This window comes from Scytonema sp. NUACC21 (genome assembly GCF_054684315.1).
This window is the reverse complement of record NZ_BAAFZH010000098.1, coordinates 202,627-216,065: the sequence shown is the minus strand read 5'-3', so window position 1 is coordinate 216,065 and position 13,439 is coordinate 202,627. Positions and strand designations below refer to the sequence as shown.

Below are 13,439 nucleotides of genomic sequence, written 5' to 3'. Positions count from 1 at the left end.
GGAAGCGAATTCGTTCGTTAATTTGGGGCAGATCGCGATTTCTTTTCTTTTCAATCACAGGCATTGGATTTTGTGGGAGCTGTTGTTAAGAAATTGGTTAGGTTTTGAGTGGTATGCCTCAGAGTAGAATACTAACAATAACTGAGGACTGAAAAAGAAAGCCATAGTTCTAGAGTAACTAATCCATAGGGCAATTTCATTGTCGTCCTTGTATCTGTCATTCTACTCACTCTGAGACGATTTCTGTCCAATAGTTAATCTAAATTACATAACAGTATTATTCTTTAACCATTGTAACAGTTTTTGTCAAGTCATTGACACTTTTCATCTTCCGCATATTTACGGTATCATATAGTTTTTACAATACATTCCAATTGTTTGATTGATGTACTGTAAATCACATTAAGATTTTTTAAATTAAGTAAATATTTGGTTAAGAGTTCGGGTGTGAATTCACCTAATCTAGAATATATATAGAAACTACCTTTTGTCAGCATCTTGTAGCTATCGCTTTGCACGACTTTGGCATAAGGCAATGTGATTCATCAAGAAAGAGGATGAAAAACGTTTTTGCACTGATAAAGTAGAATAGAATTATTGTGGAACACTGGCAGCAACGAGTAGGAAATCAAAGAGATTGGGTTTGGCGGGGTTGGCAAACTCGTTACACTTATATTCGTCACAAGCATAGCGATCGCAAAACAGCGCCTTTAATTTTGCTACATGGGTTCGGTGCCTCTATTGGTCATTGGCGACACAATTTAGAGGTGCTTGGGGAACACCATACAGTATACGCTCTTGATATGCTAGGGTGGGGTGCTTCTGAAAAAGCTCCAACCAAGTACAGCATAAAGCTTTGGGTAGACCAAGTTTACGACTTTTGGAAAACGTTTATTCGTCAACCAGTCATACTAGTGGGTAATTCCCTTGGCTCACTGGTGTCTATATCCGCAGCTGCCACCTATCCCGATATGGTTCAAGGCGTGGTCATGATGAGTTTACCCGATCCTTCATTGGAACGAGAAGCTCTTCCTCCTTTTTTACGACCCATCGTTTCGGGAATCAAAAGTTTTGTCGCGTCCCCACTGTTACTCACACCTCTGTTTAACGTCCTACGCAGACCAACTGTAGTACGTCGCTGGGTTAGTCTTGCCTATGCTAACCCAGAGGCAATAACTGATGAACTCGTAGAGATTTTAACTGGACCGCCGCAAGACAGAGGTTCTGCCCGTGCTTTTACTGCCTTATTCAGAGCAACCATTGATGCCAACTTTGGTCCTAGCGTCAAAACAGTTTTACCTACCTTAACCGTCCCAATGCTGCTGATTTGGGGACAAAAAGATAGGTTTGTACCGCCTGCACTAGCCCGTCAATTTGCTCAGTATAACGAGAAATTAGAAGTGCTAGATGTAGAAAACGTGGGGCATTGCCCTCATGATGAACAACCAGAATTGATCAACCAAGTCATTTTAAATTGGCTTAACAGATGTTCTGGTGAAACTCAGAAGTTTGTTTCTCGAGAACCGTAGAACCGTAGGGTGGGCACTGCCCACCATTCCAGCAATTTTCAAAAACCGTATCACTGCCTACCTGCATTCTTGAGATAGTTTAGCCAAATGTTACTTGGCTGGTATCAACAGCTGTTGCACCGTTTACCGAACGTGCTACAGAAACCATTTTATTCAGAATGTTTTGGTTGGGAACTTTGCCCTTCAATACTACAGTGCTACCAGTCTGAGCAACCCAAAGAGTGTCTACATCATCAAGTTGGGGATCTTGGTCAAAAGCAAGAGCTACACGCTTAGCCAAACCGCTTTGATCGTATTCCCCATTTAATCCCAGGCGTTCAGGAGCAATTGTCTGAGTCGCAGAGGGTGCAGACGCTTGTTGCGCTGGTTGTGCTGGCTGTGGAGTAGGGTTTACTTGTGCATTATGTGGTTTTTCTAATCCAAAAAGTCTTTTTAGCCAACCCATATATTTTTCTCCCATCTATAATTCCTAGTTTTCAAGGATAAAAGGTTAACTATAGAGTATCCTCTGCCTTGGAAGTGAGATTGCTCTGGGCAGTTTATGCATTCAGTATGATTTCGCCTTTTGTCATAAATAAAGCGTATCAGGCATGGAGATTGCGACTATCAGTTAACTAACAACCACCTATTCCATTGCTGACTTCATCCAAAGCCACAACATCATGAAACCGGGCGTAGTTGATGCAGCGCTTACCATTTTTTGTCTTCCCTAAAATATCCACAAATCGCATATTCCAAAAAATTTCCTCACTAATGTAGGAGTGACGGGCATGGATAGTTTGAGATACGGTTTCATCCAGCCCCGTTAGCGTTACCACAACTTCCATCTCATCCTCAACCATGTCCTCTGGTGTGACTCCGTAAAGGGGGCTATTCTCATCAATCGGGTGCATTACTGTCCAAGTCAGGGCAAACAGTGGCGATTGGCTGCGTACCAAGGACATATCGTAGAAACGACGCATAACGTCTCCTTCTTTGGTAATTTCGCTGCGTGCCAGAGTGACTCGGACTTGTGCCTCTAAAATCCAGTTTTGCCGTTCGTTTGCAACCCGAAACATGAAAGTCGGTACACCATTATGGGGTGTAATAACCGCGACATGACTAAACATGACTCGTGCTTTGGGAAGAGAAAATCGGGCGAACATCAGCCCACTCCCCATTGCTAACCCTATCAGCCCTAACACTGATTCAATGGTGACTAAGACATTTGCATAAGCTGTTTTGGGATACATTGCCCCGTAACCAATTGATGCCATTGTTTGGACACTGAAAAAAAAGGCATCGAAGAAATTACCCGGACGTGCATTTGCTATACCATCACCGGCAAGCATATATGCCAAGGCAAACAAAGCATTGGCTGTAATATAACCCAGGCTGATAAGCGCTAAGGTGTAATACCAAGGAAGAGTTAGTAGCAAATGGTACGGATCGTGCCAATGTTTGTGAGAGATTCCTTTACGCACGACATTAAAGCCTCCATGCCGATTAACCATCCGGCGGCTAGTTGGAGCTTTTCGAGGGTTTGTTTTCATTAATTGAGTTACGGTAGCAGGAAACCAAGGATAGGCAATTTCATTATCCAATTAAATTCCAACAAAATTTTCTCAAAGTACCCCCATACCTTGGGGCTACCGTGGTGGTGTACAAGATGGATTCTCAAAGAGAGGAATTATCAGCCTCAATAGCACCCAAAGCCTTTAAGGTCGCTTTTTCAGCATCTGTCAGACCAGTAACGCCTGTGATTTCCATTCCTTCATAAAGTCGAGGGGATTTGAGCAATTTCTGCCGGATACATTTTTGTACATCCCAAAGTTGAATATTTTCATCTTCGCTACCACTAGCGAGTAGCCGACCATCAGCACTAAACGCTACAGTACGAATTGCCGCCGTGTGCCCTGTAATTGTGTCAAAACATCTGCCTGTACTGACTTGCCACAACTTAACGGTTCCATCACCACTTCCACTAGCAAGGGTCTGACCATCAGGACTAAAAGTAACCGAGTAGACTTGTTTGCTGTGACCTTCAAGTATATTTAAACACTTTCCGCTATGGAAATTCCACAATCTGATAGTTTGGTCTTCACTACCACTTGCTAGCATTTTTCCATCAGGACTAAATGCGAGCGATCGCACTGCATCTTTATGGTCTGCCAAGGTTTTGATACATTGATACGTAGGAATATCCCATAATTTAATTGTATTATCAGTATCACCACTGGCAAGGATACTACCATCAACACTCAAAGCAAGGGTCCAAGCAGTATCATTTTGTGCTTCTAATATCTTGAGGCATTCCCCTGTCTTGATACTCCAGACCCGAATCGTTTGGTCTTCGCTAATGCTAGTAAGGGTTTGACCATCGGGACTGAAAACTACTGCCCACACCCAGTTTGTATGCCCTGTTAAGGTCTGAATGTATTTGCTCTGACTAATGTCTCTGATATCCCAAAGCTTGATAGTATTATCACCACTGCTACTGGCAAGAATTTCCCCATTGGGACTAAAAGTAACGCAGCGAATACGTCCTTGATGCCCCCTGATAGGGTAGCATTGATAGGTCTTCAAATCCCATAATCCGATGCTATGGTCATCACGACCACTGGCAAGGATTTGACTGTGGGGACTAAATGCCACCGAGTAAACACCACGGGTATTCCCTTGCAGTATATTTACGCAGTTGCCTATTTCTACATCCCAAAGTCTTGCTGTTTGGTCATCACTGCTACTTAGTAACAAACGTCTATCATGACTAAAGGCAATATCCCATACTTGGCTATTATGCCCCTGTAAGGTTCTCAAACATTGACCTGTTTCGATGTCCCATAACTTGATTGTCCGATCTTCGCCGCAACTGGCAAGTGTCTTGCCTTTAGGATTGAAACGCACGTTATAAACTTTTTCGCTATGACCTTTAAAAGTGAAAAGACATTTTTCTGTCAAAATATGCCATAGTTTTACAGTTTGGTCTTCGCTACAACTGGCCAGCATTTCTCCATTGGGACTAAAGTCAACGGAGTAAACTTGGCTGGTGTGGGCTTTGAAGGTTTTCAAACATTCACCTGTCACAATGTCCCAAAGTTTGATTGTGCCATCACTACTTCCAGTAGCAAGGAGATGGTGGTCAACAGGGCTGAAGATGACTGACTTTACCCACTCGGTATGTCCCTTAAGGGTTTTGAGGCAGTTTCCTGTATTCGCATCCCATAGTTTAATTGTTCGATCTGCACTGACGCTTGCCAAAATAGTCCCTTCAGGGCTAAAGGCAACCGAGTAAACTCTATTGGTGTGTTCGGTGAGCGTTTGGCAACACTCACCTGTACGAACATCCCATAATTTAACGGTGTGGTCTGCGCTTCCACTTGCTAAAAGTTGGTTGTTCGGACTAAAGGCCAATGCCCACACAGAGTTAGTATGTCCTCTGTAAATACCAAGTTGTTTAGTATCGGAAGTTTGCCATAAACGAATTTCTCCATTAATGAGACCTGTAGCGAAGTACTCTTCATTAGGGCTAAAACCCACTGATACCATGCTTGACATTGTCTCATTAAATACAGAATCACTTAAATCGGCGTTGCTAAAGCTTGTATCCTGTAACTTGACATCTTTGAAATAAGCTTGCCAAATAGTTAGGCTGGAAAAATTATGCCCACTTAAGTCAATTTGAGATTGACCAAGCTGAAGTTGACGCAGTAAATTTATCAGGTTCCCAGCAGCGAATCCTTTTTTGAAGCCAGCCTGCTGCCGTAAATTCCCCAGCAATCGACGTAACTGGGATTCGAGTTCATCACCGAAAACATTCCTTAGCTTATTTTTCAAAGGTTCAAGAATATGTCGTTCTTGTGCTTTGCGAATGCGGTCGAGGGACCTCGCCTTCATTAACGGATAGGTATTGACAAATTCCAAGCTTTTTCCTTGGCTGATTTCTTGAAAAACCTGTTCTATCAATCGTTCTGTAACATACTCCATGACGACGGATTGTTGTCGAAACCCACCACAACAACCTGCGTCTTTTTCAATTAAAGAACGGCGTAATAAGGACTCTACAGCTTCTAGTACACTAATTGCTGGTTCTGTTGTACTGAGAATGTCTTTCAATTCTTTTAATGAAACGTACTCCCGATGTATAGCCAACCAGTACATCAGTTGTTTCTCCAATTCTGACAAGCGATTAAATTGTTGGGCTAAAAGAGTCCTGATATCTCCATAAATTGCTGTTTCTTGGCTAATTTGATGCAAAAATTCCACGACATTATTATCAAACAAGTCGTAGAGCGTGGTGGCTACTATCTTTAACGCCAAGGGGTTGCCCGAGTACCGTTTAACTAATTTGCTCAGCTGGTTAGTTGAGCACTCACAACCCTTGTCTTTGAGAATTGCCCTCGCTTCTTCTAAATTTACGCCTGAAAGATACAATACCTTGACTGGCAAATTTTTGCCTTCTAGCGCTGCAACTTCCTTTGGCTTTTCACGGCTAGTTAATAACAAACAACTTTGATGTCCGGCTTCTGCTACCTGTTTAAACAAATAACCGTAATTCTGATATTTTTCTTGATACTCACCTGCTTGCTCATAAGCTCTACCCTGACCACTGCGAAGCACTGATTCTACGTTATCTAAAATCACCAAGCAACGGTGTTTCCTCAACGTCTCAATCAATCGCAGTATCTTGCTGTTATCGTTTTCTGATACATCAGGTTCTGTATCATGAGGTAAAAACCGCAGCAGTTGTGTGAGAATATCCCCTAACGGTGGCGCATTGCGAAGACTGCGCCAAATCAAATAATCAAAATCTGTTTGTACTTTTTTCGCAACCTGTGTTGCTAGCACTGTCTTGCCAATTCCCCCCATACCCAATACAGCTACCAACCGACAGCGCTGAGAATTAATACCTATAATCCATTGTCTTAAGTCTTTGAGTTCCCCTTCTCGACCCCAAAAACCTCCAACATCAACTGCCTCTCCCCAGTCCTCCTGCAGTGTACTGTTACTAATTTCACTCGTTTGTTGGAGTAGGGCTGATAGCTTTTGCCTGAGGTCATGGAGTTTTTTATTGCTACTGCCCGATATCCCAAATTTGCGGTAACTTTCTCCCAATCTTTTTCTCACTGCTGGTTGAGAAATGTTCAGCTTTGTCGCTATTTCGGCACCCGAACAGTTATTCAATGCTAAAAGCAGGGCTTCTAGCTCTGTTTGTGTAACACCATGCTTGGTCGCTACCTTTGTAATGAAACTTTCTGAAAGTTGAAACATATCGGTAGCACTCTCCATTTCACGTTAGCTCCACACAAAATATCGGTATGTGAGACAATCACTTACACATAACATGGTTCACTAACTGAGAAAAGGGTATTTATTACGAACTTCACAGTAACTACATATTGCGTTAGCGATTACTAACAATTCTGAAACAATTCGTTGTTTTCTCTTTTTGTTTTTCTCACATAAGTGAGGAAAATTTACAACTGGTAGATAGAAGTAAAAAACGCATAATGTGGTGACAGCATCCCTGGTACACCAAAACTAAGACAAGCTAGTTAAGATATTTTTTCTCAGGAGCCAACCGAGGTGGGTGTTAGTTTCAATTTTTACGTATCAACTTTATACACGTATTTTTTCAGCCACAAGTCTTAACTAAGGAACTAAATTCTTTTCCAAACAATGTTTTTCTTCTGATTTTTCCTCTCTTTGTACTAGATTTAATACTCATTAGATTTTCAAATTTTATGTATAAAGATTTACTTTTATTTTAGCAATGTGAGAAAACCTTATGTTATCAAATACAAAATAATTTACATAGATTTAGAACTATTGCAAAAAATTCTTGCAAAAGTACTTGCTATTAAAAGCCAGTCATAGTTATATATATGTATAGGTATATGTGAGATAGGTGGCGGTAAGCGACCGTGTTGCCGCGAGATATCAGTCAGACGTGTTTGCAGCTTTCCAGCACCACTCAGGGTACTTGCTATCAGTCAAGGCTCACACTCAAGCTCATGGAGAAACAGATATGACCTTCTCGTCATTTCCTGAATTTTTCAGCACTTCCAATGTCAAAATGTACTTGAAGATAGGAGATCTACCTCTAGACAGCCTACCCGTGGTTAAGCTGCAGAACAAAGAAATGCAAAGCACTTTGCCATATCAACCCTACTTAATTGAGTTACACCCAGTTTTTTCTCACATGAGTATACTACTGATAGAATCTTTAGTACAAACTGGGCATGGTGAGTTCATCACCCGTAGCAAGCAGGAAAAATACCAAACTACCGTTGACTTATCCGGGCATGTTAGTTATCGCTACCGTTTAGATAAACAGCAAGTCGAGGAAATTCAACAGGTTCATGAAAAAATGATTGAAAGTTGGATGGATTGGTGGAGGCTTCACAAAAAGTCATACAAAAATACCTAAAAACTAAAATCTATCATCCCAACCTCAAAGCCGTTTCAGAGTTGAGAAAACCGATGGTGCGATGAGGTGGCTTGCACAATTAAATACCCCTTTTGAACATGAGGCTTTCGATAAATGAGAAGTTTACAAGCCGGTGAAGTGATGAAATTGCTTCCCGGCTTTTTGTTGAGATTTTTTAAAACAAGGAGCAATTACTATGAAATCAGGTCAAGATAGTCGTTTACTCCAGCTAGTTTGCCATTTTCTCAAATATTTTTTACTGGCTTTATTTGGATTTGCGATCGCCTATGTTTTATCAATCACTTTTGGTATAGGGAGTTTCAGTATTCTTGTAATAGAATTTGTAACTTTTTGTATTTCGCGCTTGGGACTTCTCTTATTGTGTCTGATGGCTACAACAGTTGTTTTTGAGTCATTGCGTTAGTTCAGCGCCTCCGTAGAGTGGTTAGTTGTTCTCCCTGTCACTACTAACCACCAACAGTGATAACGAGTTTATATCGATTTACTCAACACATCACCAATCGCTACATTACCACTGGTAATAACCTGTGCTAAAACACCCGTTTGTGTATGTTGAAAATGCTTTTGTAGTAGGGTCAGTAAGGCGATATCCCTTTCTCCCGTCTCTGGATTGACTTCTATATTTAAGCAACGGTTAATTCGGGCTGTAACAGCAATTCGGGCTGTACCTAGTTGCACTTCTTGCCCTACCCAATCAAATTCTCCCCAAGCAGGAACACCTTCTAAAACAATATTGGGGCGAAAGCGCCGTACATCTACCGTACATCCTACCAATTCACTTAAGTCCTCAATAGTCGCTTTACTGACCAAGGAAATATGTACGCTTTCTCGGTCTGGATAGCGAGTTTTGCTAAACTCTCCTACTAGCTGTAAAGGTGCGCGATTTCGATGTCTGGCAGTTTGAGTGGGGTAAATTCCTGCTAAGTACCCAGTAAAAAAGGTAGCAATGCGATCGCGCCCGGTATGGCTATGAGTATCGGCTACTAATAACTCGACTCCTTTGCGTTTCACAGTCAAAATGCCTGTAGTTGCTTCATAACAACAATCCAATGCCGCTAGCCCCGACCAATCATTTTGCATTGCAAAGTGTTGCTTCTTCATCCACGGTACAGCGACCGTGTTCGCATATTGACCGTTTTCATCGAACATCAAAGCAAAAGCTCTATCACCTGGTATACCATGCCCCGATAGTAAGTCAACGCGATCGCACTTTTGAGGGCTCAAGCCTTTAAATGGGTGGATGAATAACTGTTCGACACGAATCATAATTGTTAGTGGTTAGTGGTTAGTGGTTATTCTACTAACTACTAACCACCAACTACTTTTGTGTAACTGCCTGATTTTTAGTGGGTGTATCAGCCGAACCTGCGATACTGCGGAAATACAAACCTCCCACTGTCACTAAAAACACAACATATCCAACTGCTTGCACAAGATAGAGATGTTCTCTATAACCAAATAAAGCTTTGAGAACAACACCAGGAAATTCCTGGTCGGGAAGGATTTTGGAAGTATTCCAAACCATTGGACCCAAGATGCAAGAGTGGATTTTGGTAAAGTGTTCGTAGTAAAAGCAAAGACTTTCTGAAGCACGATTGCTCAAGGCAAGAGTAGCAGTAGCTTGGTCAAACTTATGCAAAGCTGTAACCACTAGCCCAGCCACAATTAACACCAGTAAAACACCCATGACCTGGAAAAACTGCCTGATGTTAATGTTAACACCCAACCTAAATAAAAGCACACCTATGAAAACTGCCACTACAATACCCGCAATAGCCCCAAAGCTGGGAATTAGACCCTGTTGAAAGTTGGCAGCAATAAACAGAACAGTTTCAAAGCCCTCACGTACAACAGCAATCAGTATGAGAGTAAAAACACCCCAACCAGCATTGGAGTTCTGTTTTAAGGCATCTGTGAGTGTACCTTCAACTTGAGCTTTCATGAATCTAGCTTGTTTGGTCATCCAAATTAGCATCCAGCTGAGCATGACGATTGCTAAGACGCTAAAAACCCCTTCCATTAATGGCTCAACGACAGAGGTATATTGAGGATTAATTGCAGTGAGGGCTTGGATAATCCAAGTGAACAGAAAACCTATCAGCGCACTGATAGCAACACCAGCAACGACGCCAGCGTAAACCCAGGAATTTAGGCGGGATTGCTTGGCTTTGTTGAGCAAAGCTAGGACAATACCGACGACAAGGGCGGCTTCCACTCCTTCTCTAAGTGTAATGACAAAAGTAGGTATGGCAGAGCTAAAATTCATTGTTTGTCCTTTGTCCTTTGTCCTTTGTCATTTGGTTTTACTAATGAATTATGACTCATAACTTAATGACTATTATCGTTGTGCTTGGGTATTAGAGGTTTGAATAACTTTTTGAGAGTTTTGCTCAATAGTTTTTACCAGTTTAGTGACATCTTCTGGTGTTTTAACTAGTTTTGTCGGTGGGATGGCGCTGGGCCAAACTGTTGTTAGTTCAGCCATACTAGTTTCAATTGCTTTGTGTTCTGAGGGATGGGCTTGAGCCATTTTGCTCGCAATACTTTTGTATAGTTCGTTGGCGTAATTGACAAAGCCTCGTGAGTCTTGATATTCAATTTCTGCAGATACTTTTCCATTTGCAATTGCTGCACTATACTCTGAATTAGCTGCGTCTAGTAAACCATTGATGACTTGCAGCACAAATTTTGGTTCAGTTCGTTGCTCTGTGTTTAATGATGCTATTGCTGTATCAACAGATTGCATGGAAGAAGTAAAGTCAGTTTTAACCTTGGGATTTTTAGGATTGGATTTGACAAAGTCTTGTAAGCTCACCAAACTTGTCTTAAATTCTTTAACTTTCCGTTCATTTAATTGCTCTTCTACATCAACATAAATCTCTTCTACAGGGTGACCTATGTGAGGTTCTGCTTGCTTAGGCTGGTTTTGATCTAACAATTCTTTCGCAACTAAAAGATGTCCCTTCATAAGACCTAATTTGGTCATGTAGTCTACATCTTTTGCTTCTCCTGTTAAAACGACTTCCCGAACAGTCACTTGGTCTTTAATTTGGTCAAATTGCTCCTGAGAAATCACTTTTTTAGAAACTAATTCCTCAGGGCTAGCGTAGGGACGGTTTGCTTGTATTTTGTGTGACAATGCAGGAACTCCAAGTTGTCCCTCAAACTTATCTAACTCTGACAAGATACCTGTATTAATATTTATTTGCTTTTTGCTACTGTGTCCCCTATGGCTAACTGCTTCAGTGGCTTGAGTGTTGTTGCTTGCAGTTGGTACAGATGGATTTTCTGTGGTTGTCGTTGTATTGTTACAGGAACTGAGACCAATAATTAACGCCGTAGCAAGGGTTAGACAAATGTAGCGAAATCTTAACATTTTGGCTCCTAGAGACGCTTAAAAAGCAGTTGTTAAATCCAAGCGAGCGGCTCGGGAATTTGACAGTGCATAACAGATTTTGCTATGCTACTTTTGCACATAATGATATTTTTTTGCAACTACTAGCAGAAATTTTAACTATAATTCAAAAACTTATGTCAATTACTGGGTAAAACAAAAGCCATTCTATACACAAAAGTTCTAAGTGTTCAGCCATATATTATAGGGTTGACAGTGTCTGGCAACACCTGAGGAAGGAGGGCAATGCCTACCCTAGAAAAGAAAACCCCCTTGCAAGCAACCGAATTTGGTACTTCAAGGGGGAACAATCAAAACTGGGAGAAATAAAATGGCAAATGTTGTGCCAGTTAAAGAACGTTATTTAAAAGAGGGTTGTTCGCTCACCTCCTCTTTTGTCAAATATTTAACATGAGGGCTAAAAAAGTCCTCCTGGTTAACACGAACTGTGGCAAGATAATGAATGCCAGGGATCAGCGCACAAATCCCCATTAGTATCCACATATTTTTTTGCATTTTTCTGACTAGAGTCTCTTTTTTGTGTCTGTGCATTCCTCAAACCCCTCATATAGTTTCATTGAGCTATTTGTAGAGATTGCAATAGAGGATGCCAACTTATAGCGGTGGCAACAGTGATTAGGAGAAACATCCAAACAAATATCGTTTTGGCTTTAATGAGTTTGTTCCTCCATATAAAACAAAGAACTGCCCAACTAAGAAACCAGCCCACAAGAAACACCGTTTCTTTTCGGCAGGAAACAAAAACCTTGGCAAGACGTATATGTTTTGGAAACTCCCCAAAACCTGAATCAACACGCGAATCTCGCACCATTATAAAACCTCATCTGGTGTTCAAGAAACAGCTATTGATCGTGGGTGAAAGTTTTAATCAGCGCTCGGGAATCAGTTATGCTTGAATAACTGTTAACTGTTAACTGTTTAAAAAAGCTCTCTCCCATTAGGTAAATGGGTGCCCTGATACTTAAGAGAAACTTCATTTAAAACGCATGCACTTTACATACGCTTTACATACTTCTTACAGCATACAGACTTTTACAAAAAAAATCTACAGTCGCAGAATTAATACCTTTATTCTTCTGCGTATTGGTGATAACTTTTTTTTATTACCCATGCTTCTCCTGCCAAAACATTCCTTTACTTAACTCATAGCGGGTTTGCTTTTTGTGCTTTAGATTTATGTGGTTAAAAATGTTCTTGACCTGTTCAGTACCAAGGTGTTGTTGTTTGCTAACTTGTTCGATGTTAGAACGATTGACTTGAGAATGAATACTCTCCTCGTATCTTTTCGTGTATTTCCTACGCCAATCAATAAACTGCAATTTTTCAGTTATGTAGCGCTGGCAAACTCGGCAATAAAACTGACGGCGGGGAACTTTCAAGTAAACATTTTTACCACAAAAGGGTACATCTCTAACGACTATCGATCTCTTTTGATGTAACTCTTCTGTGTATCTACAGCAATGCAGGCAACGTGTCCCTTTCGCTGAAATACTTAACTGAAAACACACCGAATCATGAGAAGAATCGCAAGATTCTACAGTTACGCCAGGTAAATCTAGCACGTTTGTTAATTGCATATTCATTTGCAAATGTGAGAATAGCAGTACATTAAGCACCATCCACTTTTTACTGAATGGTGGCATTATTGTCCGCACTAAATCATGAAGAACTTGGATAGGGAACCGATATGCAACCTGTATGTGGCGATGCATCAGAAAATCGTCTTTGCTCCTCACAGGAGTTAAAGACACACGCAGTCTCTATGACTCCTTGGCTTAACACATCGCTTAGAAGTAATAAGCGATAGTACCAAATCTTTTTCTACCACATCACATGGTGAAAATTATCTTAAATAAAAAAAAATGATAGATTATTACATTTAGAACGAAACTAGAAATATAAGATTTTAAAAATTACATTTTGAAGCTAGTACAAAAAGGCTGTTCGCGTAGCCTCTGAGGAAGAGAAGTATAAAGGCTAAAGGATAAAAGTAACAGATTTGTACTGCAAGATTTATTCTGAAACCCTTACTAATGACCAATGAAAAATGACTGAGGACAATCCT

11 protein-coding genes and 1 pseudogene are annotated in these 13,439 nt (G+C 40.9%); 3 read left to right on the top strand and 9 right to left on the bottom strand.

Annotated elements, in window-relative coordinates; translation table 11 throughout:
- A pseudogene (locus tag ACYRY3_RS30710) lies at nucleotides 1-64 on the bottom strand (translation initiation factor IF-3); the annotation flags it as partial.
- 532 nt (nucleotides 65-596) lie between these two features.
- Between ACYRY3_RS30710 and ACYRY3_RS30705 the strand changes: the two are divergent.
- Complete coding sequence (locus ACYRY3_RS30705) at nucleotides 597-1,529, top strand: alpha/beta fold hydrolase (protein ID WP_460205458.1); 933 nt, start codon at nucleotides 597-599, stop codon at nucleotides 1,527-1,529.
- Between the two features lie 79 nt (nucleotides 1,530-1,608).
- Here ACYRY3_RS30705 and ACYRY3_RS30700 read toward each other — a convergent pair whose 3' ends face one another.
- The 3 genes from ACYRY3_RS30700 to ACYRY3_RS30690 form a co-directional block, all read right to left on the bottom strand.
- A complete protein-coding gene (locus ACYRY3_RS30700) occupies nucleotides 1,609-1,974 on the bottom strand; it encodes a BON domain-containing protein (RefSeq protein WP_460205450.1) in 366 nt (121 codons plus the stop codon).
- 169 nt (nucleotides 1,975-2,143) lie between these two features.
- Nucleotides 2,144-3,061: an ion channel gene (locus ACYRY3_RS30695; protein ID WP_460205457.1), complete on the bottom strand. Its 918-nt coding sequence runs from the start codon at nucleotides 3,059-3,061 to the stop codon at nucleotides 2,144-2,146.
- Nucleotides 3,062-3,185: 124 nt separating this feature from the next.
- Nucleotides 3,186-6,797, bottom strand: a complete 3,612-nt coding sequence (locus ACYRY3_RS30690) for a WD40 domain-containing protein (protein WP_460205449.1) — start codon at nucleotides 6,795-6,797, stop codon at nucleotides 3,186-3,188.
- Between the two features lie 619 nt (nucleotides 6,798-7,416).
- Between ACYRY3_RS30690 and ACYRY3_RS30685 the strand changes: the two genes are divergently transcribed.
- Nucleotides 7,417-7,938, top strand: coding sequence for a hypothetical protein (locus ACYRY3_RS30685; RefSeq protein ID WP_460205448.1), 522 nt, complete (start codon nucleotides 7,417-7,419; stop codon nucleotides 7,936-7,938).
- A gap of 196 nt (nucleotides 7,939-8,134) precedes the next feature.
- Complete coding sequence (locus tag ACYRY3_RS30680; protein ID WP_460205447.1) at nucleotides 8,135-8,362, top strand: hypothetical protein; 228 nt, start codon at nucleotides 8,135-8,137, stop codon at nucleotides 8,360-8,362.
- A gap of 68 nt (nucleotides 8,363-8,430) precedes the next feature.
- Here the strand turns inward: ACYRY3_RS30680 and ACYRY3_RS30675 are convergent, their stop codons facing one another.
- From ACYRY3_RS30675 to ACYRY3_RS30655, 5 genes are all read right to left on the bottom strand, one after another.
- The gene (locus ACYRY3_RS30675; RefSeq protein ID WP_460205446.1) at nucleotides 8,431-9,225 is read right to left on the bottom strand and encodes an MOSC domain-containing protein; all 795 of its coding nucleotides are present in this window, start codon (nucleotides 9,223-9,225) and stop codon (nucleotides 8,431-8,433) included.
- Between the two features lie 52 nt (nucleotides 9,226-9,277).
- On the bottom strand, nucleotides 9,278-10,225 hold the full coding sequence (locus tag ACYRY3_RS30670; protein ID WP_460205445.1) for an FTR1 family iron permease: 948 nt from the start codon (nucleotides 10,223-10,225) through the stop codon (nucleotides 9,278-9,280).
- 72 nt (nucleotides 10,226-10,297) lie between these two features.
- Nucleotides 10,298-11,335: a ComEA family DNA-binding protein gene (locus ACYRY3_RS30665; protein ID WP_460205444.1), complete on the bottom strand. Its 1,038-nt coding sequence runs from the start codon at nucleotides 11,333-11,335 to the stop codon at nucleotides 10,298-10,300.
- 378 nt (nucleotides 11,336-11,713) lie between these two features.
- Entirely contained in the window at nucleotides 11,714-11,905 is a 192-nt protein-coding gene (locus tag ACYRY3_RS30660) for a hypothetical protein (RefSeq protein ID WP_460205443.1), read from the bottom strand.
- Between the two features lie 572 nt (nucleotides 11,906-12,477).
- Nucleotides 12,478-12,951 carry a transposase family protein gene (locus ACYRY3_RS30655; protein ID WP_460205442.1) on the bottom strand — a complete coding sequence of 158 codons (474 nt, stop codon included), beginning with the start codon at nucleotides 12,949-12,951 and terminating at the stop codon, nucleotides 12,478-12,480.
- Nucleotides 12,952-13,439 lie beyond the last annotated feature (488 nt).

Coding starts and splice junctions, on each gene's coding strand:
- ACYRY3_RS30700 (WP_460205450.1), bottom strand. CDS start 1,974: ATGGGTTGGCTAAAAAGACTTTTTGGATTAGAAAAACCACATAATGCA.
- ACYRY3_RS30695 (WP_460205457.1), bottom strand. CDS start 3,061: ATGAAAACAAACCCTCGAAAAGCTCCAACTAGCCGCCGGATGGTTAAT.
- ACYRY3_RS30690 (WP_460205449.1), bottom strand. CDS start 6,797: ATGGAGAGTGCTACCGATATGTTTCAACTTTCAGAAAGTTTCATTACA.
- ACYRY3_RS30680 (WP_460205447.1), top strand. CDS start 8,135: ATGAAATCAGGTCAAGATAGTCGTTTACTCCAGCTAGTTTGCCATTTT.
- ACYRY3_RS30675 (WP_460205446.1), bottom strand. CDS start 9,225: ATGATTCGTGTCGAACAGTTATTCATCCACCCATTTAAAGGCTTGAGC.
- ACYRY3_RS30670 (WP_460205445.1), bottom strand. CDS start 10,225: ATGAATTTTAGCTCTGCCATACCTACTTTTGTCATTACACTTAGAGAA.
- ACYRY3_RS30665 (WP_460205444.1), bottom strand. CDS start 11,335: ATGTTAAGATTTCGCTACATTTGTCTAACCCTTGCTACGGCGTTAATT.
- ACYRY3_RS30660 (WP_460205443.1), bottom strand. CDS start 11,905: ATGCACAGACACAAAAAAGAGACTCTAGTCAGAAAAATGCAAAAAAAT.
- ACYRY3_RS30655 (WP_460205442.1), bottom strand. CDS start 12,951: ATGCAATTAACAAACGTGCTAGATTTACCTGGCGTAACTGTAGAATCT.